Here is a 24644-nt window from a genome sequence, read left to right on the forward strand (position 1 = left end):
CGCGCTATCCCGCCGCACCCGTCTCCCGAGCGAACCAATCGGCGTAGGGGGTGGTGTGGGCCATGTGCCGGTTGAGGTCGGGCGCGCCGTCGTCCCACCAGACGGGGCCGCGCTCCCCGAGGCCGCGCTTGGCCGCGTCGACGGCCCGGCGGGCCTGCGCGACCGCGTCCGGATTCCCGGCCGCCTTGCCGGCCTTCACGGCCCGGCGCGCATCCATCAGCGCGGCGACGAGGGCGTCGCGCGCGGCGGGGCCGAGGTCGGGACGGGTCCGGCGCCAGAGCCGGCCGCGCACCACGAGGTAGCGTCCGTCCGGCGTCACGAGGGGCGGTGCCGTTCCTGTTCGTGGCGGAGCCTTACCCCGTGGCGCGGCCACGGCGATGCGCCTGCTCCTCGATCAGGGCCTCCACGGCCGCGATCGTGTTCTCGAGGTCGGCCACGCGGCGCAGGACGCTGTCGGGCGGCAGCATCTCGATCTTCGCGGCTTCGGTGATGAGGGTCCTCTGAGCGTCCTTGAGGCGGTCGAGGAGGGATTCCAAGTCTGACATTGTCCGGCTTTAGCGGATGCCGGGGGCGACCCGCAATGCACATCGGAGAAAGAGAGCCGAGATATCCTTGGCTGATCTCCATGGCTATTGTCCGGCCGCGCGTCGAAATCCCGCGCGCGGCGCGGGCTCTGACTTCGGCGATCCTGCCCGGTCTTGACGGTCGCGGCTCAGGTAGAGTGGAAAACCACCGTCACGCCGCCCTCCGTCTTGTCACGGAAGGTCTTGTCGCGATCAGGGTCGGCGGCGAGGTCGGTCGACCGCTGCGTCATCGGCGAGGTCCTGTCGAACCGGCCCGCCTGGATCCGAGCCGCAGATGGCACCGTTCGCCGCCTCGACGATCCCGTCGCGGATCCCCGGGGCCCGCCATGGCCGCCCCTGCTTCCCGGGGACCCGGCCCGTGGAACGGCGGCGGCATCGATCCCGTTGGCTCCGCGGTCCGTGCCGGAACCGTCTCCGGCCGGACGGCCCGTCCGGGAAGGCCGCATGCTGCTCCTCCTCCTGTCCCTCCTGCTCCTGGCGACCGTCGTCCTGATGGTGGTCCGGCGGCGCCACATCGGTCGCCTCACCTCCTTCGCGACGCTGCTGGCGGCCGTGATGCTGATGATCTGGATGCAGAACACCGGGCTCCTCCCGGGGAGCCAGGGGCGCTACAGCGACGACCGTCCCCGGACGAGCCTCGATCCTCCGGCGCCGGCGCCGCGCGCCCCCTGAGGGGCAAGCCCGTCACAGCACGGCGCCTGTGTCGCTGGATCGCGTGGGATGCCATGGACCGTTCCGGCCGATCGCGCGTTCACCGCTCGGCCCGCGCACGTGTCTTGCTCGGGGGGCTCGTGTATCGGGGGCTGGGTCCCGTGCGGACCGTCCGGGGTTACGACAGATCCGGCGGTATCGGGGCCGAAGACGATCGAAGGATATTGGGGCGATGGCGAAAATTCTTCTGGTGGAAGATCACGAGGAGATCTGGGACTTCCTGTCCCGCCGGCTGAAGCGGCGCGGCTACGACGTGATCCTCGCCCATGACGGCGAATCCGGCGTTCAGCAGGCCCGCACCGGGCAGCCGGACGTCATCCTCCTCGACATGAACCTGCCGATCCTGGACGGCTGGTCGGCCGCCCGCGTGCTGAAATCCGGCAGCGACACCAAGGGCATCCCGATCATCGCCCTGACCGCCCACGCCATGTCGGGCGATCGCGACAAGGCGATCCAGGCCGGCTGCAACGACTACCACCCGAAGCCGGTGGACTTCTCCAAGCTGCTGACCCAGATCAACGCCGCCGTCGGTCCGCAGGCGCCCGCCATCGCCTGAGGCGGCCCGCCCGGCCGCGCGCCCCGCGCGCCCGATGCCGTCGCATCGGCTGCCGCGTCGCTCACCCCAACGAGACCGATCCATCCATGAGCGACGATCCCATCACCGCCCGCCTCCTGCGGCAGGCGATGCCGGTCTTCACGACCCTGGCCTCCTGCCTCCTCGTGATCACCATCGCGGCGGCCCTGTATCTCGGCCGCGACGTCTTCGTGCCGGTGACCCTGGCGATCCTGCTCAGCTTCGTCCTGGTGCCCGGCGTGCGCCTCCTGCGCCGCATCCGGGTCCCGCGGGCGCTCGCCGTCCTGGTCGTGGTGCTCACCGCCTTCGGGGCGCTCCTCGGGGTCGCCCTCCTGATCGCCAACGAGACGGCGCAGCTCGCCTCCGACCTGCCCCGCTACCAGGTGACGATGCGCGAGAAGATCGCCTCCCTGAAGGAGGCGACCGCCGGCAGCGGCACCCTCTCGCGCATGGTCGACATGGTGCAGGATCTCAGCGCCGAGCTGCAGCCGGACCCGAACGCGACCCCGCCCGAGGGCAGCGCAGGCAGCCTCGCCCATCCCCTCCACGTCCAGATCGCCTCGGCCAAGGCCGGGCTGCTCGGAACCCTCGGCGCCGTCGCCGGCCCGATCCTGCATCCCCTCGCCACCACGGGCCTGATCCTGATCTTCACGATCTTCATCCTGCTGCAGCGAGAGGATCTGCGGAACCGCGCGATCCGGCTGGCGGGCTCGGGGGACCTGCGCCGGACCACGGCGGCCATCGACGACGCGGTGGCCCGCCTCAGCCGGTTCTTCCTGGCCCAGCTCGTCCTCAACATCGCCTTCGGCCTCGTGATCGGCCTCGGCCTGTGGTGGATCGGCGTGCCGAACCCGATCCTGTTCGGGGTGCTGGCCGCGATCATGCGCTTCGTGCCCTATATCGGCGCGGCGATCAGCGCCCTCCTGCCCCTCATCGTGGCCGCCGCCGTCGATCCGGGCTGGAGCATGGTCATCGCCACCGCGATCCTGTTCGTGGTGGTGGAGCCCATCGCCGGCCACGTGGTCGAGCCCCTGCTCTACGGCCATTCCACCGGGCTCTCGCCCATCGCGGTGATCCTGGCCGCCACCCTCTGGGCCTTCCTGTGGGGACCGATCGGCCTCGTGCTGGCGACCCCCATCACCGTCTGCCTCGTGGTGCTGGGGCGCCACATCGAGCGGCTCTGGTACCTCGACGTCATCCTGGGCGACCGCCCCGCCCTGTCGCCGCCGGAGATCTTCTACCAGCGCATGCTGGCGGGCGACCCCGAGGAGGCGATCGACCAGGGCCGGATGTTCCTCAAGGCCCGCGCCCTCGTCACCTATTACGACGAGGTGGTGCTGGCCGGCCTGCTGATGGCGCAGGAGGACCTCTCCCGCGGCACCCTCGACCGGACCCGCCAGGACGAGGTCGGCACCGCGCTCCGGGCCGTGGTCGCCCGCCTCGGGACCGTGCCGGCGGGCCGGACGATCGGTTCCTCCGCCTCGGCCGGCAATTCCGAGACCTCGGCGGCCATCGCCGCCATCGGGCCCGACCGGCAGGTCGCCGCCGTGGTGCTGCGCCCGGAGGACCTCCCGGCCCGCTGGCGGGCGGCCCGGCCCGTGCTCTGCGTGTCGAGCCGTGGCCCCTTCGACGAGGCGGCCACCGCGATGCTGGGGCAGATCCTCGGCCGGCACGGCCTCGGCGCACAGGTGATGTCGATGGCGGAGCTTCGCCGGGGCGAAACGCCGGACGATCTCTCGGGGATCGCCCTGGTCTGCTTCTCCTACCTGGAGCCCGTCAGCCTGTCGCAGATCCGGCTGAACGTCCGCCAGGCGCGGCGGGCGATTCCCGGCGTCCGGGTCCTCGTCGGCTTCTGGCGCGAGCGGGATCCGGCCTCCCTCGACCGGCTGCGCCGCACCCTCTCCGCCGACGTGCTGGTGACCACCCTGAACGGGGCGCTCGACGCCGCCCTGACCTTCGCCAAACGGGGGTGAGGCCGGGCCGGGCCAGGGGGGCCATTTGACATCCCCCTGGGCTTGACCCACTTCTCCCCCGCGCCGACCCCCTCTCCGGACGGGTGGCGACGCCCCCCGCACAATCTGCGCATGGACGTTGCTGCGGGTCAGGCCCTGACGAGAGGCTAGTACCAGCACATGAAAGTCGTCGTCGTCGAGTCGCCGGCCAAGGCCAAGACGATCAACAAGTATCTCGGCCGCGACTACGAGGTTCTCGCCTCGTTCGGCCATATCCGAGACCTTCCGGCCAAGGACGGCTCCGTCGATCCGGAGGCGGACTTCCACATGCTGTGGGAGCTCGACGATCGCGGATCGAAGCGCGTCTCTGACATCGTCAAGGCGCTGAAGGGCGCCGACGGCCTGATTCTCGCCACCGACCCGGATCGCGAGGGCGAGGCGATCTCCTGGCACGTGGTCGAGGCGCTCACCGCCCGCCGCGCCCTCAAGGGCATGCCGGTGGAGCGCGTGACCTTCAACGCCATCACCAAGACGGCGGTGGAGACCGCCATGCGCCAGCCCCGGCAGATCGACCAGGCGCTGGTCGACGCCTACCTGGCCCGCCGGGCGCTCGACTACCTCGTGGGCTTCAACCTCTCGCCGGTGCTGTGGCGCAAGCTGCCCGGCGCCCGCTCGGCCGGGCGCGTGCAGTCGGTGGCGCTGCGCCTCGTCTGCGAGCGCGAGCGCGAGATCGAGGTCTTCAAGCCGCGGGAATACTGGTCCCTGGTGGCGACCCTGGTGACGGAGACCGGCGCCAGCTTCGAGGCCCGCCTCACCGGCGCGGACGGCAAGCGCATCCAGCGCCTGGACGTCGGCACCGGCGAGGAGGCGGCGGCCTTCAAGCGCGATCTCGAACTCGGCACCTTCTCGGTCGGCAGCGTCGAGGCCAAGCCCGCCAAGCGCCACCCCGCCCCGCCCTTCACCACTTCGACCCTGCAGCAGGAGGCCTCCCGCAAGCTCGGGATGGCGCCGGCCCAGACCATGCGCGCCGCCCAGAAGCTCTACGAGGGTGTGGAGATCGACGGCGAGACGGTGGGCCTCATCACCTACATGCGGACCGACGGCGTCGACATGGCGCCCGAAGCCATCGCCGACGTGCGCCGGGTCGTCGCCCAGGAATACGGCGAGCGCTACCTGCCGGGTGCGCCGCGCAAATACAGCGTCAAGGCCAAGAACGCCCAGGAGGCGCACGAGGCCGTGCGCCCCACCGACATGGGCCGTCTGCCCAAGGCGGTGGCCCGCACCGTCGATGCCGAGCAGGCCAAGCTCTACGAGCTGATCTGGACCCGCACGGTGGCGAGCCAGATGGAATCGGCCGAACTGGAGCGCACGACGGTGGACGTCGTCGCCCAGGTCGGGCCGCGCACGCTGGAGCTGCGCGCCACCGGCCAGGTGGTGAAGTTCGACGGCTTCCTCACCCTCTACCAGGAGGGCAAGGACGACGAGGAGGACGAGGACGGCCGGCGCCTGCCGCCCATGAAGGCGGGCGACCCGCTCAAGCGCGAGCGCATCGCCTCGACCCAGCACTTCACCGAGCCGCCGCCGCGCTATTCCGAGGCCAGCCTCGTCAAGCGCATGGAGGAGCTCGGCATCGGCCGGCCCTCCACCTACGCCGCCGTGCTGCAGACCCTGCGCGACCGCGAATACGTGCGGATCGACAAGAAGCGCCTCGTGGCCGAGGACAAGGGCCGCCTCGTCACCGGCTTCCTCGAGAGCTTCTTCAAGCGCTACGTCGAGTACGACTTCACCGCCGATCTCGAGACGCAGCTCGACCGGGTCTCGAACGCCGAGATCGACTGGCGCGAGGTGCTGCGCGACTTCTGGCGCGACTTCTCCGCCGCGATCGCCGGCACCAAGGAGCTGCGCGTCGCGGAGGTGCTCGACGCGCTCAACGACCTGCTCGGCGCCCACATCTTCCCCGAGAAGGCCGACGGCTCGAACCCGCGCACCTGCCCCACCTGCGGCTCCGGCCAGCTCTCCCTGAAGCTCGGCAAGTTCGGCGCCTTCGTGGGCTGCTCGAACTATCCGGAGTGCAAGTACACGCGCCAGCTCGCCGCCTCGGGCGTCGAGGGCGACGGCGAGGGCTCGTCGGAGAACGGCGGTCAGCCCGGCACGCGGGTGCTCGGCAACGATCCCGCCTCCGGCCTGCCCGTGACGGTGCGCGACGGCCGCTTCGGTCCCTTCGTCCAGCTCGGCGAGGCCGCGGCCGAGAAGGAGGCGCCCAAGCCCAAGCGCTCCTCGATCCCGAAGGGCACCAGCCCGTCCTCGGTCGACCTGGAGATGGCCCTGAAGCTGCTCGCCCTGCCGCGCGAGGTGGCCCGCCACCCCGAGACCGGCGAGCCGATCCTGGCCAATCTCGGGCGCTTCGGGCCGTACGTGCAGCACGGCAAGATGTACGCGAATCTCGGGCGCGACGACGACGTGCTGGAGATCGGCGCCAACCGGGCCATCGACCTCATCGTCGCCAAGGAGCAGGGCGGCGGCCGGCGCGGGCCGGCGGCCGATCCGGGCCGGCCCCTCGGCGAGCACCCGGAGACGGGCAAGCCCATCGTGGTGAAGTCGGGCAAGTACGGCCCCTACGTCACCGACGGCACCACCAACGCGACGCTGCCCAAGACCATGGCGGCCGAGGCGGTCGACCTGCCCCAGGCCCTGGAGCTGATCGCCGCCCGGGAAGCCGCGGGCGGGGGCAAGAAGAAGGCTCCGGCCCGCAAGGCGGCGGGCGCCAAGGCCCCGGCGAAGAAGGCGGCGGTCAAGAAGGCCCCTGCGGCGAAGGCCGCCGGGAAGACGGCTGCAGCGGACGGGGACGAGGCCTCGGCCAAGCCCGCCGCGAAGGCGACGGCCGCCAAGAAACCGGCGAAGGGCACCAAGGCTGCGGCCGAGAAGCCCGCCGCCGCGGCACGCCGGAAGGCTTAAGGATCGGTGGCCGGGGCACCGGCCGCTGTCACACCGGTGCCATGCGGGCGGGGTAGCGGGGACGGTCGTCAGCCCGCGCCCCGCACCGGACCCGCCACGCCATGACCGCATCGAACCAGAACCGCTCGCAGGCCGCCGAGGCCGCCGAGGATCGCGGGTCGAACGGCAGCGCCAACCCGACCTTCGGCGACGTGGTGGCGGCGCGCTTCGATCGGCGCGACCTCCTGCGCGGTCTCCTCGGGGTCGGCGCCATCGCGGCGGTGGTGACGCCCCGCGCCCTGGCCGCCGGCGGGGCGGTGGGTCCGGCGTCGCCGGCCAGCGACTCCCGATTCCCGTTCGCGGAGATCGAGGCCGGCTCGGACGCGCACCACCACGTCGCCGCAGGGCACGATGCCGAGATCCTGATCCGCTGGGGCGACCCGGTGCTGCCCGGCGCGCCCGCCTTCGACCCGCGCAATCAGTCCGCGGCGGCACAGGCCCAGCAGTTCGGCTACAACAACGACTTCGTCGGCTACTTCCCCATGCCGGGGGCGGCCGACCCGGCGGCGCACGGCCTCCTCGTCGTCAACCACGAATACACCAACGAGGAACTCATGTTCCCCGGCCTCGGGCGCCAGGACGGCAAGGCGGTGGACTTCCAGGGCATGACGCGGGCGCTCGTCGACATCGAGATGGCGGCCCATGGCGGCTCGGTTCTCGAGATCCGGCGCCGGGACGGCCGCTGGACGGTGGTGCCGGATTCCAAATACGCCCGCCGCATCACCGCCACGACGCCGATGGCGCTGACCGGCCCGGCCGCCGGCACCGACCGGGTGCGGACCGGCGCCGATCCCAGCGGCCGGTCGGCCCTCGGGATGATCAACAACTGCGCCGGCGGCACGACCCCCTGGGGCACGTGGCTGACCTGCGAGGAGAACATCAACTACTACTTCTCCGGCGCCCTGCCGAAGGACTCGCCGGAGGCCGCCAACCATAAGCGCTTCAACCTGCCGGCCAACGCCTATGCCTGGGGCCGCTTCCACCCGCGCTTCGACCTCGGCCGCGAGCCCAACGAGCCGAACCGCTTCGGCTGGGTGGTGGAGATCGACCCCTTCGACCCGACGAGCGTCCCCAAGAAGCGCACGGCCCTGGGGCGCTTCAAGCACGAGGGCGCGGCCGGCATCGTCGCGAAGGCCGGGCAGTACGTGATCTACCAGGGCGACGACGAGCGTTTCGACTACGTCTACAAGTTCGTCACCCTGGGCCGGGCCGACAGCGGCGACCGCGACCTCCTCGATTCCGGCACCCTGCATGTCGCCCGCTTCGACGCCGACGGGCGCGGCACCTGGATGCCGCTGGTCTTCGGGCAGGGTCCGCTGACGCCCGAGAACGGCTTTGCATCCCAGGCCGACGTGGTGATCGGCGCCCGGCTCGCCGCCGACTGGCTCGGGGCCACCAAGATGGACCGGCCCGAAGACGTCGAGGCCAACCCGAAGACCGGCAAGGTCTACGTGATGCTGACCAACAACGGGAAGCGCAAGGCCGATCAGGTCGACGCCGCCAACCCGCGGGCCGACAATCGGTTCGGCCATATCGTCGAGCTCACCCCCGACGACGGCGACCATGCCGCCACCGGATTCACCTGGGAGATCCTGGTCCGCTGCGGCGACCCGAGCATCGCCCAGGTCGGCGCCACCTTCTCGTCGGCCACCACGACGAACGGCTGGTTCGGGATGCCGGACAATTGCTCGGTCGACGGCCTCGGCCGGCTCTGGGTCGCCACGGACGGCAATGCCCCATCGCGCACCGGCCGCAACGACGGCATCTGGGCGGTGGAGACCGAAGGGGCGGGCCGCGGCACGGGCAAGCACTTCTTCCGCGTGCCCCACGGCGCCGAGATGTGCGGCCCCTATTTCACCCCCGACGACACCACCTTCTTCGTGGCCGTCCAGCATCCCGGCGAGGCCGACGAGGAGGACCCGAAGGCGGTGCCCGCCACCTTCGAGGCGCCCGCCACCCGCTGGCCGGACTTCGACCCGGCGATGCCGCCCCGCCCCGCCGTGCTGACGATCACCCGCCGCGGGGGCGGCCGCGTCGGGACCTGAGGCGGCCCACGGGCGCGGCGCCCGGCGCGACGATCCACGGATCACGCCACCGTCAGGCCTTCTTAACCACCCCCATACCATGTCATGGGGTGGTACGCCCTGTGCGGCGGGGGCTTCCGGCTCCCGCCTCTCGGAGCGGGAACCCCTTTCTGTTTCCGGTTTGTTCCGGTATGGTGAGAGGATGAAGGCGAATGCTGCACGGTCTCCCTCTGCGATCCGGCCCGCGAAGCCCGCGGCTGCCCCCTCACCCGCGCGAGGCGCTCCGGTGAGCGACCCCGCACGCGATCTCTTCGCCGGCGGCAAGGCGCCCCTGCCGAAGACCGCCGAGCGCCGCAAGCTCGACGCTGTGGCGCCGCTTCCCCCCGTCTCGGCGGAGGCCGGTTACGACGCCTCCACCATCGAGGTGCTGGAGGGGCTGGAGCCGGTGCGCCGCCGCCCCGGCATGTATATCGGCGGCACCGACGAGCGCGCCCTGCACCACCTCTTCGCCGAGGTGATCGACAATTCCATGGACGAGGCGGTGGCGGGCCATGCCAGCTTCATCGAGGTGGAGCTGGAGGAGAGCGGCCACCTCGTCGTCACCGACAACGGCCGCGGCATCCCCGTCGACCCGCACCCGAAATACCCGAACAAGTCCGCGCTCGAGGTCATCATGACCATCCTGCACGCGGGCGGTAAGTTCGACTCGAAGGTCTACGAGACGTCCGGAGGCCTGCACGGCGTCGGCATCTCGGTGGTCAACGCCCTCTCGGACGAGCTCGAGGTCGAGGTCGCCCGCAGCCAGACCCTCTACCGCCAGACCTTTTCGCGGGGGCATGTCCAGGGTCCCTTGGAAACCGTCGGCCGGGTGCAGAACCGGCGCGGCACCCGCGTGCGCTTCCACCCCGATGCCGAGATCTTCGGGGCGCTGAAGTTCGATCCCCGCCGCCTGTTCAAGATGGCCCGCTCCAAGGCCTACCTGTTCGGCGGCGTCGAGATCCGCTGGCGCTGCGCCCCCGCCCTCCTCGAGGGCCTGGACGACGTGCCGGCCGAGACCGTGCACCGCTTCCCCGGGGGCCTGCGCGACTATCTCGCCCGCGATCTCGAGGGCAAGGAACTCGTCACCGACGCGATCTTTTCCGGCAAGATCACCAAGCCGGGCGGGCACGGCTCCCTCGAATGGGCCGTCGCCTGGATGGTGACCGACGACGGCGTCTCGGCCTCCTACTGCAACACCATCCCGACGGCGGAGGGCGGCACCCACGAGAGCGGCCTGCGCGTCGCCCTGCTGCGGGCCCTGCGCGAGCATGCCGAGCGCGTCGGCCAGGCCAAGCGCATGACGGCGGTGACCACCGACGACGTCATGGCGACCTGCGCCTCGATGCTCTCGGTCTTCATCCGCGAGCCCGAGTTCCAGGGCCAGACCAAGGACAAGCTCGCCACCGTCGAGGCCTCGCGCATCGTTGAGACCGCGATCCGCGACGCGTTCGACCACTGGCTCGCCGCCTCCCCGGCCCAGGCCAACAAGCTCCTCGACTGGGTGATCGACCGGGCCGAGGAGCGCCTGCGCCGGCGCCAGGAGAAGGAGGTCGCGCGCAAGTCCGCCACCCGCAAGCTGCGCCTGCCGGGCAAGCTCGCCGACTGCTCCAAGGCCGGCATGGCCGGCTCGGAGATCTTCATCGTCGAGGGTGACTCGGCCGGCGGCTCGGCCAAGCAGGCGCGCGACCGCGCCACCCAGGCGATTCTCCCCTTGCGCGGCAAGATCCTCAACGTCGCCTCGGCCAGCCGGGACAAGCTCGGCGCCAACCAGCTGATCTCGGACCTGACCCAGGCCCTCGGCTGCGGCACCGGCACGGGCTACCGCTCGGAGGACCTTCGCTACGAGAAGGTGATCATCATGACGGACGCCGACGTCGACGGCGCCCACATCGCCTCGCTGCTGATCACGTTCTTCTACCGGCAGATGCCCAAGCTCATCGACCGCGGGCACCTCTACCTGGCGATCCCGCCGCTCTACCGGATCAGCCAGGGCGCCAAGACGGCCTACGCTCGCGACGACGACCACAAGGCGCAACTGATCAAGACGGTGTTCAAGAACGGCAAGGTCGAGATCGGCCGCTTCAAGGGCCTCGGCGAGATGATGCCGGCCCAGTTGAAGGAGACCACCATGGACCCGAAGAAGCGCACGCTCCTGCGGGTGGAGGTGCTGGACGAGGCCCGCGACTCCACCGGGGACGCGGTGGAGCGCCTGATGGGCAATAAGCCCGAGGCGCGCTTCACCTTCATCTCCGAGCGTGCCGCCTTCGCCGACGGGGCCGAGCTCGACATCTGAGACGGCGATCGCCCGCGCCTTCGGAAGACCGGACGCGCGGGCGACGATCGACGGGCCCCGAACGGACGCCCGTCTTGAAGAGGAGCCCAGACGCAAGAAAGCCCGGCCGCGAGGCCGGGCTTTCTTGTTGGCCGGGGCCCGCGCGATCGGATCGACCGCGCGGGAGGCCGTGAGTTCAGATCCTAGTAGGAGCCGAACTTGTAGTTCAGGCCGGCGCGGACGACGGCGAACTCGGTGTCGCGCACCTGGCGGCCGCCGCTGACGAGCACGACGCCCGGGCTGGTGGTGGTGATGACGGTGCCGACGTTGTTGACCGCGAAGGCGCCGTTGTTGCGGTTGCCCTGGTCGAGGTTCACGTACAGACCTTCGACCTTCAGCGTCACGGCCGAGGACTTGAAGAAGTTCAGGAACGAGTCGGTGGGAAGCGCGTACTCGATACCGCCGCCGGCAGCCCAGCCGGTCTGGAAGTCGTCACGGCTGGAGTTGGTCAGACCGAAGTCGCGACCGCCGCCCGAACCGTAGGCGAAGCCGCCGGTGCCGTACACGAGGGTGCGGTCGAAGGCGTAGCCGAGGCGACCGCGGACGGTGCCGAAGTAGTCGAGGCCCGAGACGCCGGCCGGGTTGAAGACCTGCTGGGCGGCCAGCGGGCCGGTGGCCGAGAAGCGGTTCCGCTCACGACCGAAGTCGACGTACTGGGCATCGGCCTCGATACCGACGACCACGCCCGAACCCGGGGTGAACTGGTAGTTGTAGCCGATCTGACCGCCGCCGACGAAGCCATCGTTGCTGCGGCCGTTGCCGAAGGCGATGGCAGCGGTGGTGCCCGGCAGGACCAGGGTGCTGGCGCCGTTCACGCCGATGACGGTCGCCTGGTTGTTGCTGGAAGCGTCGAAGCCGTAACCGGCGTTGAAACCGGCGTAGAAGCCGGTCCAGGTGAACACCGGCACCGGCACGAACACCGGGGGAGCCGCGCGGCGCGGAAGGTCGGCGGCCGAAGCGACGGCAGTCAGGCCGGCGAGCACGGTGGAGGCGAGAAGCAGTCTTTTCATTGGTTTACCTGGTCCTGGTTGGCGAGAGCCGGCGCGCTTGTAGTCCCTGGCCGACGCGAGGTCTGTCGCTTTCCTGCAACAAGGCCACCTATTAGGCCCCCAGATGTCAAAGAAGGGTAAAGGTTAGCGATCGGTCATCCTGACCTTTGCGCGGGGGTGCCATCACGCACATCCACGAGAAACAGGTGATCTCCGGTTTGTGCAAGCCGTGTTGAAATCAAGGCGCGGCTGAACACTTTGTTGAGATGTGCGGGGCTGGCAGAATTCTGCCGAGCGCTGGTGTGTCTCGGCGTTTTCTTGCCTGTCGGATCCCTGCCTATTGGACTCTCGCCTGTCAGATCCTCCCCTCTCGGGCGAGGGGCCGCCGCCGTGGGGCCGAGCCCTGCGCGGACACCGGTGCGCAAGCCTAGCCCGTCGCTCTCGTGCACGAGGATCTGGGACGCGTTGTCCCGCCCGAACCGCCGAGCCGACGCATGGCGTGGATGCCTTGCGCCGCAAGCGACATGGGCCTGCAGAACCAACGCAGGGGCTTTCCCTGCGCCCTGCCCTGCAAGGAATCATCGCCGCGTGGCGGAGAGGCCGTCAGTCGCCCGCCAACAGGGCCGTGAGCGCCGGCGACAGGCCGAGGCTCGCGAGGGGCGGAGCCTCGGCCTGTCGCCCGGCCCTTGCCCCGGCCGCGGCGGCCAGGACGGCGCGGGTCCCGGCCTCCACCGAGCAGAGCACCGGCGCCGGGACGGCGGGTTGGATCCGTGCGGCGAGGCCGCCCAGGGCCGCACCGCCGAGGATCACGGCCTCGGCGCCGTCCTCCCGGACGCAGGCGGTGCAGGCCGCCGCCAGGAGGCCGAGGGCCGCCTCCGGGTCGGCGGCGATCTCGCCCCCCGTGGGCGCGACGGTGCGCACGCCGGTGAGGCGCTCGCCGAGGCCCAGGCCGGCCACGAACTCCGTCAGCATCGGTCCCCACAGGACGCCGCCCGTGACGATGGCGAAGCGCCGCCCGCCCGCCTGCGCGGCCCGGCAGGCGGCCTCCGCCATCCCGACCACGGGCACCGGGGAGACCTCGCGCAGGGCGGCGAGGCCAGGATCGCCGAAGCAGGCGAGGTAGACCGCATCGCAGCCGGCCCCGTGCGCGGCGAAGGCGTCGAGGGCGGCGTGCCCGGCGATCGCCGCCGCCGCGCGGCTGGCGATGTAGCGGGCCCCGAATCGCCCGGTGGCGGGCACCAGGGTGACGCTGGCCCCGGCGATCGCCCGGACATGGCCGGCCACGAGGTCGGTGACCGACGCGGTGGTGTTCGGGTTGATGAGGAGGATGCGCAAGGGGGTCCGGACCTCGTCCAGGGTGGGGATGGTGCAGGCCTGAGCAAGGGCCCGAGCAAGAGCTCGGCCAGGGAGGACGCCGGACCACGGGCCTGCGGATAAGCCGTCCTGCTTGGGCTCCCCTCGATTGACAAGGCCGTGCAAGGCCCTAAGTGTCCCCGCAACGCGTGTGCGCGGCGGGTCGAGTGTCGAAGCCGCCCCTGATGCCAGCCGTCGCCGTGTCGATGTCCTCCGCGCCGGTTGGTCCATTCCCGCGCGCAACGGTTCTCATAGAATATGTCTTTTGCCGACCTCGGATTGAGCGACAAAGTCCTCCAGGCCGTCACGGCGGCCGGTTATTCCGAGCCCACGCCGATCCAGGCCCAGGCCATCCCCCACGTGCTCGCGCGCCGCGACGTCCTCGGCATCGCCCAGACCGGCACCGGCAAGACGGCGGCCTTCACGCTGCCGATGCTGACCCTGCTGGAGAACGGCCGTGCCCGGGCGCGCATGCCGCGCACCCTGATCCTGGAGCCCACCCGCGAGCTCGCCGCCCAGGTGGTGGAGAATTTCGACCGCTACGGCATCAACCACAAGCTCAACGTCGCCCTCATCATCGGCGGCGTCTCCTTCGCGGAGCAGGACGCCAAGCTGATGCGCGGCACCGATGTGCTGATCGCGACGCCGGGCCGGCTCCTCGACCATTTCGAGCGCGGCAAGCTGCTGCTCACCGGCGTGGAGCTCCTCGTCATCGACGAGGCCGACCGCATGCTCGACATGGGGTTCATTCCCGACATCGAGCGCATCGTGAAGATGGTGCCCTTCACGCGCCAGACCCTGTTCTTCTCCGCCACCATGCCGCCGGAGATCGAGCGGCTGGCGGACATGTTCCTGCACACCCCGCAGCGGATCGAGGTGGCCCGGCCCGCCTCCACCGCCTCGACCATCGTGCAGAAGCTCGTGGCCACGAGTTCCGAGGGGCACGAGAAGCGCGACCTCCTGCGCCGCCTCATCCGGGGCGAGGCCGAGCTGAACAACGGCATCATCTTCTGCAACCGCAAGCGCGACGTGGCGCTGCTGCAGAAGTCGCTTGCCAGCCACGGCTTCAACGTGGCCGCCCTGCACGGCGACATGGACCAGCGCGCCCGCACCATCGCCCTCGACGCCTTCCGCTCGGGCGAGGTCCCGCTCCTGGTGGCGAGCGACGTGGCGGCCCGCGGCCTCGACATCCCGGCCGTGAGCCACGTCTTCAACTTCGACGTGCCGCATCACCCGGAAGACTACGTGCACCGGATCGGCCGCACCGGCCGCGCCGGTCGCGCCGGGCACGCCTTCACCCTGGTGAGCCGGTCCGACGAGCGCTCGCTCCACGCCATCGAGGCGCTGATCGGCCAGCCGATCCCCTGGGCCGAGGGCGACCTCGCCTCGGTGCCTGAATCCGCCCCGTCCGCGGAGGGCGAGGCGACCCGCACGCGCTACCGCGGCAAGACCGGCCGGCAGGTCCGCGGCGGCGAGGCCCGCCGATCCGAAGGGCGCAAGTCCGAGGCCCGGAATCCCGAGACACGAAATTCCGAGGGGCGCGCCGCATCGGCCGGCCGCTCGGAGCCGAGGGCCGAGAGCGCTCGATCCGATGCCAGGCCCGAGGCCGGCGATCGGCCCGAGGCGTCCGTCGAGGAGCGCGCCCCCAAGCGGGAGGGACGCCGGGACGGACGGGGCGGGCGGTCGTCCCGCCGGGGTTCGTCCGAGCGTGCGGCCCCGGAGGCGGAGGTCGCGCAGGACCTTGCCGCCCCCGCGGCCCCGGCCCCGCAGCGGGCGCCCCGTCCCGAGCGCACGGCCGAGCGGTCCGAGCGGTCCCGCGACGAGCGTCGTTCGCCGCGGCGGCGCGGCGACGAAGACGAGGGCGAGACACCCGTCGGTCTCGGCTCGCACGTGCCGGCCTTTCTGCTGCGTCCGGCCGTGGTCAAATCTTCGAAGTAACGTGACACCGCCAGTCGTTCATCCTGTCGAACCTTAACCGCATCTCCACCATCGCGTCCGCATGATGCGATCCTGCGGAAACGCTCCGCTCCGGGATCGGGCCGGGTGGATGGGACGGTTGGACGAACGATGGGCGGCAGTCAGGGCGACCGCGAACGGAGCTTTGCGCTGGCCGAGCGTGCCAACGCGCTGATCCGCGATTACGGTCCGTCGGCGGAACCGCGCGCCTACGCCGTCTGGTACGCCTACGTCTCGGGCACGCAGCCGCAGATGAACGACGCGGTGAAGCGCCTCACGGCCGCATCGGGGCGCCTGAGCCACGCGGACATCGACGGCCTCTACGAGAGCTATCTCGATCCCTCCCGCCTCTCGACCGCCACCGAGCGGGCGAGCAGCAGCGTCCTGTCGGAGATCGCGGGCGTGATGGAGGTGCTGGACCTCTCCCTCGGCTCCACGGCGCAGTACGACGCGTCGTTGCGGACCCTGGCGCGAGACCTCGACGGGACGGTCCCGACGGCGGCCGGGGTGCACAAGGTGGTGGCCGCCCTCGTGGCGACGACGCGGGAGGTCACGGCCAACAACCGCACCCTGGAGGCGCGGATGCGCGAGAGCCGGCGCGAGATCGAGACCCTGCGCGAGACCCTGGAGGCGACGCGCCTGGAGAGCCTCACCGATCCGCTCACCGGCCTGTCGAACCGCAAGCACTTCGAGGACAGCCTGTGCCGGCTGGTCCAGGGGGCCTCCCCGGCCGCCCCGGCCTGCCTGATCGTCATCGACGTCGATTCGTTCAAGCGCTTCAACGACGTCTACGGCCACATCACGGGCGACCAGGTGCTGCGCCTCGTGGCCATGGTGATGCGCGAGCCCGTGAAGGCCCGCGCGGTCCTCGCCCGCTTCGGCGGCGAGGAATTCGCCATGCTGCTGCCTGCCACGAACCGGGCAGCGGCCTACGCCCTCGCCGAGACGGTGCGGACCAGCGTGATGGCGCGCGAACTGGTGAAGCGGTCCACCGGGGAGTCGCTCGGCAAGATCACGATCTCCCTCGGCGTGGCGATGCACCGCCCGGGCGACACCGCGGTGTCGCTGCTCGAGCGGGCCGACCAGTGCATGTTCAGGGCCAAGCGCGAGGGCCGCAACCGGACGGTCGACGACGCCGACATGGACCTGTCGCGCGTCGAGGACCTGTCGAGCGTCGCCTGATCCTGCGTCTGGCCCGGCGCCTCAGGCGCCGGCGTGGACCGCCTCGGGGTTCACCGGGGTGATCGCCACGGACTCGCCGCAGCCGCAGGCCGAGGTCTGGTTCGGGTTGTTGAACACGAATTGGGACGAGAGCTTGCTGGTCTGGAAGTCCATCTGCGTCCCGAGCAGGAACAGCAGCGCCTTCGGATCGACGAAGACGGTGACGCCGCGATCCTCGACCTTGTCCTCGCCGGGCTTCTGCCCCTCGGCATATTCCATCGTGTAGGACATGCCGGCGCAGCCGCCGTTCTTCACGCCGACCCGGACGCCCGCGATGGGCTGGTCCGCATCGGCGATGATCGCCTTGATGCGGGCTGCCGCCGCGTCGGTCAGCGACAGGACCTTGAACTTCGATGCCATGATGTCTCTCCGACGGCCGGGTTCAAGGCCCGGGCGGGTGAGGGTGCTTGAACCCGGTTAAGATAAGGATTGCGGAGCCTGCGGTCCATGGCCGGCGGAAGCCGACCTGAACCGCGTTATCCTCGGCGACGGCCGATGGAGGCTTTCATGGCACGAAGGGCGCGGCGCGCGATGAGCGTCGAGGCGTTTGTCGCCTGCCAGCAGCGCCAGGATCGTCTCCACGAACTCGTCGAGGGCGTGCCGGTACCCCCTTGTGAAGATGATGACGGGGGCCAGCGCCCGGCAGGACCGGGGCACCGTCAACATCATCGCCGCCCATCATGGCCAGCTGCGCGCAACGGGATCGCGACCCTGCGCCGTCCGGACGTCACCGTGGAATGCGGAGCCCTGATCCTGGACAGCTACGAGAGTCGGACTCCGCGCCTCGTCGTGGAGGTGTTGTCGCCCTCGACGAGCACCCTCGATCGCTTCCGGAAGCTGGAAGAATACAAGCGACATCCGACGATCGCCTATATCCAGCTCGGGGAAACACGCTGGCCCAGCGCCACGCTCTATCGGCGCGATGGAGAAACCTGGGATACGCAGGCTTTCGAGACCATGGACGCGGCGGTCGATCTGCCCGCCATCGGTGCGACCCTGTCGTTGGTCGACATCTACGACGGCATGACCTTCGTCGGACTGCGCGAGGCCCCCATCGCCTGACGGTCCGCTACCACATGTCCAGCGCGACGCGGGCCTCGTCGGACATCCGGCTCTGATCCCACGGCGGATCGAACACCATCGTGACGCTGCAGGACTGGACCCCCGGCACGGCGGCCACGGCGGTCTCGACCCAGCCCGGCATCTCGCCGGCCACGGGGCAGCCCGGCGCGGTCAGGGTCATATCGATGGCGACCTTTCGGTCGTCGGCGATGTCGACCTTGTAGATCAGTCCGAGCTCGTAGATGTCGGCCGGGATCTCCGGATCGTAGACGCTCTTCAGGGCGACCACGATGTCGTCGGTCAGGCGGTCGAGCTCCTCGGGCGGGATCGCCGAGTCGCTCGCGATGGTGGGGGTGTTGGCCCCCCCGGTGATGGCTGAATCGCTCATGGGTCTCTGTCCTGGTCTCGCGATGGCGCGGAGTGGCCGGGCCCCGCTCGAAAATCGTTCAGGCGAACATCATCTCGGCCTTGGCCAGCGCCTCGGCCAGGGCGTCCACCTCCTGCGTGGTGTTATACAGGCCGAAGGAGGCGCGGCAGCTGGAGGTGGCGCCGAAGCGGGTGAGCAGCGGCATCGCGCAATGCGTCCCCGCCCGGATCGCGACGCCGTAGCGGTCGATCACGGTGGCGATGTCGTGGGCGTGCGCGCCCTTCATCTCGAAGGCGATGACGCCGCCCTTGCCCTTCGCCGTGCCGATCATCCGCAGGGAATTCATGGCGCCCAGGCGCTCCTGCGCGTAGGCGAGCAGGGACGCCTCGTGGGCGGCGATCCGGTCGCGCCCGACGCCCATCATGAATTCCAGCGCGGCCCCGAGGCCGACCGCCTCGATGATGGCGGGCGTGCCTGCTTCGAAGCGGTGGGGCGGATCGTTGTAGGTGATGCTGTCCTGGCTCACCGTCCGGATCATCTCGCCGCCGCCCTGGTAGGGGGGAAGCCGCTCCAGCCATTCCTTCTTGCCGTAGAGGACGCCGATGCCGGTGGGACCGTAGACCTTGTGGCCGGTGAAGACGAAGAAGTCGCAATCCAGCGCCTTCACGTCGATCGGCGTGTGCACCGCGCTCTGGGCCCCGTCGAGGAGTACGGGAACGCCGTGCGCATGGGCGATGCGCACGATCTCGGCCGCCGGCGTCACCGTGCCGAGGACGTTCGACATGTGGGTGATCGCCACCATCCGGGTGCGTGGCGTGAAGAGTTTTTCGTACTCCTCGACGAGGAAGTTGCCCGCGTCGTCCACCGGGGCCCACTTGATCACCGCGCCACGCCGTTCGCGCAGGAAGTGCCAGGGCACGATGTTGGAGTGGTGCTCCATGATCGACAGGATGATCTCGTCGCCCTCCCCGATCTGGCCGAGCAGACCCATCGACGAGGCCACGAGGTTGTAGGCCTCGGTGGCGTTGCGGGTGAAGATGATCTCGTCGGTGGAGTCGGCGTTCAGGAACTGCCGGGTGGTCTCGCGCGCGCCCTCGAAGCCCTCCGTGGCAGCGTTCGCCATGAAGTGCAGCCCGCGATGGACGTTGGCGTACCCCGTCTCCATGCAGGCCACCATCGCGTCGATGACCGCGCGCGGCTTCTGCGCGGAGGCCGCATTGTCGAGATAGACCAGCGGCCGGCCATAGACCTTCTCGCCGAGTATCGGGAACTGGGCCCGGATCGCTTCGACGTCGTAGGGAATGTTCGGGACGGGTGCGTTCATGGGTGGACCTGTGTGGTGTCGGACGCGCGCGGCCCTCCCCCGTCGCGGGAGAGGGCCGTCGGCGGGGTGTGATCAGCCCCGCGCCGCGAGCCACGCCTCGATGGTGCCGATCAGCGCCTCGCGGGCGCCGTCGTGGCTGACCGACTCGATGGCTGCGCCCAGGAAGGCCTGGACCAGCAGGCTCTCGGCCTGGGCCTTCGGAAGCCCGCGCTGCATCAGGTAGAACAGCAGGTCCTCGTCGAGGGCGCCGCAGGTGGCGCCGTGGCCGCAGGCGACGTCGTCGGCGAAGATCTCCAGCTCGGGCTTGTTCATCATCTGCCCCTCGTCGGACAGGATGAGGCAGGCCGACATCATCTTGCCGTCGGTCTGCTGAGCCGCCTGCTGGACGATGATCTTGCCTTGGAACACGCCCGTGGCCGCATCATCCACCACGGTCTTGAACAGCTCGCGGCTCACGCCGCCGGTGGCGGCATGATCGGCCAGGAAGGTGGTGTCGGCGAGCTGCCGGCCGTTGAGCATGGCCGCCCCGTTCACCACCGCGCGGCCGTCGGCTCCGGCGAAGTTCAGGTAGACCTGGTGACGCGAGAGTACGCCGCCGACGACCACGTTGACGGTCTCGACCGCCGACGCGGCGCCGAGCTTGACCGACAAGGTCGACAGGGCCACGGCCTCGCGGCCTTCCGCGTTCAGGCGGGCGTGCCGGAAGGTGGCGTTGTCGGCCACCGTCACGTCGAGGGCGTCGTTGGGCTGGTAGGCGACGCCGTCCGGCCCCTCATGGCTCTCCAGGACCAGCGCCTCCGCACCCTCCCCCAGCACCACGAGCGCGCGGGTGGCGGTCGAGAACGTCTCCGATCCGGTGGCGATGAAGCGCAGGTGCAGCGGGGTCTCGACCTTGGCGCCGGGCTCCACGGCGATCAGCACGCCATCGGCCAGGAAGGCCGTGTTGAGCTGATAGATCGGATTCTCGGACGCCTGGCGCACCGGCGCCAGCTTCTCGAGGAGGGCGTGCCCGTCGGTGAGCGCCTGGGTCAGCGGCGTGACCGTGATGCCGGCCGGGATGCGGCCGAGGTCGGACAGATCCGCGATCAGGTGGCCGTTGACGAAGGTGAGGCGCACCGCCTCGATCCCGGCGAAGCCCTTCGCATCGGCGACGGCGCGCGCAGCGACCTCGGCCGCCGGCATCTCCGCCGGGTGCGCGGCATCGCGAAAGGCCGAGCGCAGGTCGGTGTACTTGAAGGCCTCGACCCGGCGGGTCGGCAGGCCCACCGCCTCGAAGTAGCGGAACGCCTCCTCGCGGGCGATCGAGACGCCCGTCGGGTACTTCATCCTGGTGGCTTCGAAGAGCTTGGACAGCCCGGTCTCGGCCGCGGTGCGGAGGGGGGTGATGTCGGCCATGGTCAGGCGGCCTCGCCCGTGCGGTACTCGGCGTAGCCGGAGGCTTCGAGGGCCTTGGCGAGGTCCTTGTCGCCCGACTTCACGATCTGGCCCTGCGACATGACGTGGACCACGTCCGGCACGATGTAGTCGAGCAGGCGCTGGTAATGGGTGATGACGAGGAACGAGCGACCCTGGGCGCGCAGCGCGTTGACGCCCTCGGAGACGATGCGGAGCGCATCGATGTCCAGTCCGGAATCGGTCTCGTCGAGGACGCAGAACTTCGGCTCCAGGAGCGCCATCTGCAGGATCTCCATGCGCTTCTTCTCGCCGCCGGAGAACCCGACGTTGAGGGCGCGCTTGAGCATGTCCTTGTTGATCTCGAGCTTCTCGGCCGCCCCGTTCACCCGGCGGATGAAGTCGGGGGTCGAGAGCTCGCCCTCGCCCCGCGCCCGGCGCTGGGCGTTCAGGGTCGCCTTGAGGAAGGTCATGGTGCCGACGCCCGGGATCTCCAGCGGGTACTGGAAGGCCAGGAACACGCCCGAGGCGGCGCGCTCGTCGGGGCTCATCTCGAGGATGTTGACGCCGTCGAGCAGGATCTCGCCGTCGAGGACTTCATAATCTTCCTTGCCCGCGATGACGTAGGACAGGGTCGACTTGCCCGAGCCGTTCGGGCCCATGATGGCGGCGACCTCGCCGTCGTTCACGGTGAGGTTGAGGCCGTTGAGGATCTGCTTGTCCTCGATGGCGACCACGAGGTTCTTGATTTCGATCATTGCAGCATAGTCCGTTCTAGGTTGAATACCCGGCGCGGAACCGAAACGGTCCCTGGCGTCGGAAAGCTCTGATGTGCGGCTGCCGGCCCGGACGGCAGGGCGCCGGGCGTTCCGGTCCCCCCATGGGGAACCAGAGCGCCGGCGCCGCGTCGCGACGGCTTGCGGCGTCCCTTGTCCTCAGCCCACCGAGCCTTCGAGGCTGATCGAGATCAGCTTCTGGGCCTCGACGGCGAACTCCATCGGCAACTGCTGCAGCACGTCGCGGACGAAGCCGTTGACGATGAGCGCGGTTGCCTCCTCGTTGGAGAGGCCGCGCTGCTGGCAGTAGAACATCTGGTCTTCCGAGATCTTCGAGGTGGTGGCCTCGTGCTCGAACTGCGCGGAGGAATTCTTCGACTCGATGTACGGCACGGTGTGCGCGCCGCACTGGTCGCCGATCAGGAGCGAGTCGCAGTTGGTGAAGTTGCGCGCGCCCGTCGCCTTGCGGTGCGCCGAGACGAGGCCCCGATAGGTGTTCTGCGAACGCCCGGCCGAGATGCCCTTCGAGATGATCCGGCTGGTGGTGTTCTTGCCCAGATGGATCATCTTGGTGCCGGAATCGACCTGCTGCATGCCGTTCGACACCGCGATCGAGTAGAACTCGCCGCGGGAATTGTCGCCGCGCAGGATGCAGGACGGGTACTTCCAGGTGATCGCCGAGCCGGTCTCGACCTGCGTCCAGGAGATCTTCGAGTTGGCGCCGCGGCAATCGCCGCGCTTGGTGACGAAGTTGTAGATGCCACCCTTGCCCTCGTTGTCGCCCGGGTACCAGTTCTGGACGGTCGAGTACTTGATCTCGGCATCATCGAGGGCGACGAGCTCGACCACGGCGGCGTGGAGCTGGTTGTCGTCGCGCTTCGGGGCGGTGCAGCCCTCCAGGTACGAGACGTAGGAGCCCTTGTCGGCGATGATCAGCGTGCGCTCGAACTGGCCGGTATCGCGCTCGTTGATGCGGAAATAGGTCGACAGCTCCATCGGGCAGCGCACGCCCGGCGGGATGTAGACGAACGAGCCGTCGGAGAAGACCGCCGAGTTCAGGGTCGCGAAGAAGTTGTCGGTCACGGGCACGACCGAGCCGAGATACTTGCGCACCAGGTCCGGGTACTCGCGGATCGCCTCCGAGATCGGCATGAAGATCACACCGGCCTTGGACAGCTCGGCCTTGAAGGTGGTGGCCACCGAGACCGAATCGAACACGGCGTCGACCGCGACCCGGCGCTCGGGGGCGATGCCCTCCAGCACCTCGACCTCGCGCAGCGGGATGCCCAGCTTCTCGTAGGTCTTCAGGATCTCCGGGTCGATCTCGTCGAGCGACATCGCCGCCGGGCGCTTGGGCGCCGCGTAGTAGTAGATGTCCTTGTAGTCCACCTTGTCATAGGACACCCGGGCCCAATCAGGCTCCTGCATGGTCTGCCAGCGCTTGTAGGCGTCGAGGCGCCAGTCCAGCATCCACGCGGGCTCGTCCTTCTTGGCCGAGATGAAGCGGATCACGTCCTCGGAGATGCCCTTGGCGGACTTCTCCATCTCGATCGTGGTCTCGAACCCGTACTTGTACTGGTCGAGGTCGATCGAGCGGACCCGGTCGATGGTTTCCTGCACTGCAGGCATTATGCGTCTCCTGACATGCCCGGCGTCAAGGGCCGGGTGTGGGTCGGATGGCTTGGGAAGGCGGCACTCACGCCGCGTGCCCCTGCCGTCGATATAGGGTCTCCACCAGGCGTTCGCAGGCGGCGCGACACCGCGCTGCGTCGCTTTCGGTGCTGTTCCACCCGAGGCTCACGCGCAGGGCCCCTGCGGCGAGCGCAGGGGTGACGCCCATGGCCGCGAGGACGGGCGAGCGGGCGACCTTTCCGGAGGCGCAGGCCGAGCCGGACGAGATCGCGACGCCGGCGAGATCCAGCGTCATCAGCGCCGTCGGGGCATCGAGCCCCGGAACGGCGAAGCACAGGGTGTTGGGCAGACGCGGGGCGCCGGCGCCGAACACGACGAGGTCGGGTGCGCAGGCGCGCAGCCCCGCCTCGATGCCGTCGCGCAGATCCGCGAGGCGGTCCGCGGAGGCGGGATCGGCGAGGTCCGCGGCGACCCCCAGCCCGACGATGCCGGGCAGGTTCTCGGTGCCGCCGCGCAGGCGCGCCTCCTGGCCGCCCCCGCGCAGGAAGCCCGCACCGAGGGTCACGCCCTGGGCGAGCACCAGGGCGCCGATGCCCTTCGGGGCGCCGAACTTGTGGCCCGAGAGGCTGAGGGCGTCGAGGCCGAGGGCCGACATGTCCAGGGGGATCTTGCCGATCGCCTGGACCGCATCCGTATGCACCAGGGCGCGGCCATGCGCCCGGGCCAGGGCTACGATCGCCGCCAGCGGCTGGATCACGCCGGTCTCGTTGTTGGCGGCATGGATCGAGATCAGCACGTCCGCCGCGGCATGCCGGCGCAGCAGGGTCTCCAGCGCGCCGAGGTCGATCAGGCCCGCGCCATCCACGGGCACGCGGTCGAGCGCCTCCGCCGGAAAGCGGTGGCCGGCCGAGACGCAGGGGTGCTCGGTGGCGCCAAGGACAAGGCGCGTGGGTGCGGACTGTCCCGCCCGCGCCAGGGCGCCGGACAGGACCGCGTTGGCGGCCTCGGTGCCGCCGCTCGTGAACACCACGCGGCCCGGGCCGGCGCCGACCCGCCGGGCCACCGCCTCGCGGGCGGTCTCCAGGGCGGCCCGGGCCGCCCGGCCCTCCGCGTGGATCGACGAGGGGTTGCCGGGCAGGGTGAGCGCCCGCGCCACGGCAGCCGCCACCTCCGGCCGAACCGGTGAGGTCGCGTTGTGGTCGAGGTAGGCGCGGGGCGAAGTCATCCGGGAAAAACCACTGGCGGCGTCAAGGTCGAAAACGACAAATCCTTGCTTTTGCCCCCCACGATCATGCTAAGGCGCGGACACGATCCGTGTTCCGGTCGCCCATCGTGCGGGGAACGCGCCGATCCGAAGCTGGC

Annotated in this window: 20 protein-coding genes; 9 read left to right on the forward strand and 11 right to left on the reverse strand. The window is 70.2% G+C overall.

All coding sequences use genetic code 11. From position 1 onward, the window contains the following. Positions 1 to 4: 4 nt before the first annotated feature. Positions 5 to 373, reverse strand: a complete 369-nt coding sequence (locus tag AC6EUL_RS11895) for a hypothetical protein (protein ID WP_499870252.1) — start codon at positions 371 to 373, stop codon at positions 5 to 7. Next, positions 354 to 545, reverse strand: coding sequence for a hypothetical protein (locus AC6EUL_RS11900; protein WP_056219697.1), 192 nt, complete (start codon positions 543 to 545; stop codon positions 354 to 356). Before AC6EUL_RS11900 ends, AC6EUL_RS11895 begins: the two co-directional genes overlap by 20 nt. Before the next feature lie 483 nt (positions 546 to 1028). On the opposite strand from AC6EUL_RS11900, the gene AC6EUL_RS11905 reads away from it, so the two are divergent. From AC6EUL_RS11905 to parE, 6 genes are all read left to right on the forward strand, one after another. After that, positions 1029 to 1256 carry a hypothetical protein gene (locus AC6EUL_RS11905; protein ID WP_056382219.1) on the forward strand — a complete coding sequence of 76 codons (228 nt, stop codon included), beginning with the start codon at positions 1029 to 1031 and terminating at the stop codon, positions 1254 to 1256. Between the two features lie 211 nt (positions 1257 to 1467). Further along, entirely contained in the window at positions 1468 to 1851 is a 384-nt protein-coding gene (locus AC6EUL_RS11910; protein ID WP_055955569.1) for a response regulator, read from the forward strand. An 86-nt stretch (positions 1852 to 1937) separates the two neighbouring features. Next, positions 1938 to 3842, forward strand: coding sequence for an AI-2E family transporter (locus AC6EUL_RS11915; protein ID WP_056272117.1), 1905 nt, complete (start codon positions 1938 to 1940; stop codon positions 3840 to 3842). A gap of 159 nt (positions 3843 to 4001) precedes the next feature. Beyond that, complete coding sequence (topA, locus tag AC6EUL_RS11920; protein ID WP_499870254.1) at positions 4002 to 6776, forward strand: type I DNA topoisomerase; 2775 nt, start codon at positions 4002 to 4004, stop codon at positions 6774 to 6776. 101 nt (positions 6777 to 6877) lie between these two features. Then, the gene (locus tag AC6EUL_RS11925; RefSeq protein WP_499870256.1) at positions 6878 to 8860 is read left to right on the forward strand and encodes a PhoX family protein; all 1983 of its coding nucleotides are present in this window, start codon (positions 6878 to 6880) and stop codon (positions 8858 to 8860) included. Between the two features lie 265 nt (positions 8861 to 9125). After that, entirely contained in the window at positions 9126 to 11171 is a 2046-nt protein-coding gene (gene parE / locus AC6EUL_RS11930; RefSeq protein ID WP_056272126.1) for a DNA topoisomerase IV subunit B, read from the forward strand. Between the two features lie 182 nt (positions 11172 to 11353). Here the strand turns inward: parE and AC6EUL_RS11935 are convergent, their stop codons facing one another. Further along, positions 11354 to 12220 carry an outer membrane protein gene (locus tag AC6EUL_RS11935; protein WP_499870258.1) on the reverse strand — a complete coding sequence of 289 codons (867 nt, stop codon included), beginning with the start codon at positions 12218 to 12220 and terminating at the stop codon, positions 11354 to 11356. 582 nt (positions 12221 to 12802) lie between these two features. Further along, the gene (locus AC6EUL_RS11940) at positions 12803 to 13534 is read right to left on the reverse strand and encodes an aspartate/glutamate racemase family protein (protein WP_499870260.1); all 732 of its coding nucleotides are present in this window, start codon (positions 13532 to 13534) and stop codon (positions 12803 to 12805) included. Between the two features lie 276 nt (positions 13535 to 13810). Between AC6EUL_RS11940 and AC6EUL_RS11945 the strand changes: the two genes are divergently transcribed. Together AC6EUL_RS11945 and AC6EUL_RS11950 are read left to right on the forward strand one after the other, a co-directional pair. Further along, positions 13811 to 15490, forward strand: a complete 1680-nt coding sequence (locus AC6EUL_RS11945) for a DEAD/DEAH box helicase (protein ID WP_499870262.1) — start codon at positions 13811 to 13813, stop codon at positions 15488 to 15490. A 129-nt stretch (positions 15491 to 15619) separates the two neighbouring features. Continuing rightward, positions 15620 to 16690: a GGDEF domain-containing protein gene (locus AC6EUL_RS11950; protein ID WP_499870264.1), complete on the forward strand. Its 1071-nt coding sequence runs from the start codon at positions 15620 to 15622 to the stop codon at positions 16688 to 16690. A gap of 21 nt (positions 16691 to 16711) precedes the next feature. On the opposite strand, the gene AC6EUL_RS11955 is transcribed toward AC6EUL_RS11950, so the two are convergent. Further along, a complete protein-coding gene (locus AC6EUL_RS11955) occupies positions 16712 to 17089 on the reverse strand; it encodes a HesB/IscA family protein (protein ID WP_056217716.1) in 378 nt (125 codons plus the stop codon). Positions 17090 to 17260: 171 nt separating this feature from the next. Between AC6EUL_RS11955 and AC6EUL_RS11960 the strand changes: the two genes are divergently transcribed. Beyond that, on the forward strand, positions 17261 to 17791 hold the full coding sequence (locus AC6EUL_RS11960) for a Uma2 family endonuclease (RefSeq protein WP_499870267.1): 531 nt from the start codon (positions 17261 to 17263) through the stop codon (positions 17789 to 17791). A 7-nt stretch (positions 17792 to 17798) separates the two neighbouring features. Here AC6EUL_RS11960 and AC6EUL_RS11965 read toward each other — a convergent pair whose 3' ends face one another. The 6 genes from AC6EUL_RS11965 to AC6EUL_RS11990 all read right to left on the reverse strand — a co-directional run bounded on the left by AC6EUL_RS11965 (position 17799) and on the right by AC6EUL_RS11990 (position 24507). Next, positions 17799 to 18179 (reverse strand): SUF system Fe-S cluster assembly protein, encoded by a 381-nt coding sequence (locus AC6EUL_RS11965; protein ID WP_056217719.1) that lies wholly within the window; start codon positions 18177 to 18179, stop codon positions 17799 to 17801. A gap of 58 nt (positions 18180 to 18237) precedes the next feature. Next, positions 18238 to 19482 (reverse strand): cysteine desulfurase, encoded by a 1245-nt coding sequence (locus AC6EUL_RS11970; RefSeq protein ID WP_056217723.1) that lies wholly within the window; start codon positions 19480 to 19482, stop codon positions 18238 to 18240. A 72-nt stretch (positions 19483 to 19554) separates the two neighbouring features. Next, entirely contained in the window at positions 19555 to 20877 is a 1323-nt protein-coding gene (gene sufD / locus AC6EUL_RS11975) for a Fe-S cluster assembly protein SufD (protein WP_499870270.1), read from the reverse strand. Positions 20878 to 20879: 2 nt separating this feature from the next. Next, positions 20880 to 21632, reverse strand: coding sequence for a Fe-S cluster assembly ATPase SufC (sufC, locus tag AC6EUL_RS11980; protein ID WP_056217730.1), 753 nt, complete (start codon positions 21630 to 21632; stop codon positions 20880 to 20882). A gap of 177 nt (positions 21633 to 21809) precedes the next feature. After that, positions 21810 to 23279 carry a Fe-S cluster assembly protein SufB gene (sufB, locus tag AC6EUL_RS11985; RefSeq protein ID WP_056217733.1) on the reverse strand — a complete coding sequence of 490 codons (1470 nt, stop codon included), beginning with the start codon at positions 23277 to 23279 and terminating at the stop codon, positions 21810 to 21812. A 67-nt stretch (positions 23280 to 23346) separates the two neighbouring features. Next, positions 23347 to 24507: a cysteine desulfurase family protein gene (locus AC6EUL_RS11990; protein WP_499870273.1), complete on the reverse strand. Its 1161-nt coding sequence runs from the start codon at positions 24505 to 24507 to the stop codon at positions 23347 to 23349. Positions 24508 to 24644 lie beyond the last annotated feature (137 nt).

It is taken from the genome of Methylobacterium sp. 001424705 (assembly GCF_059816145.1).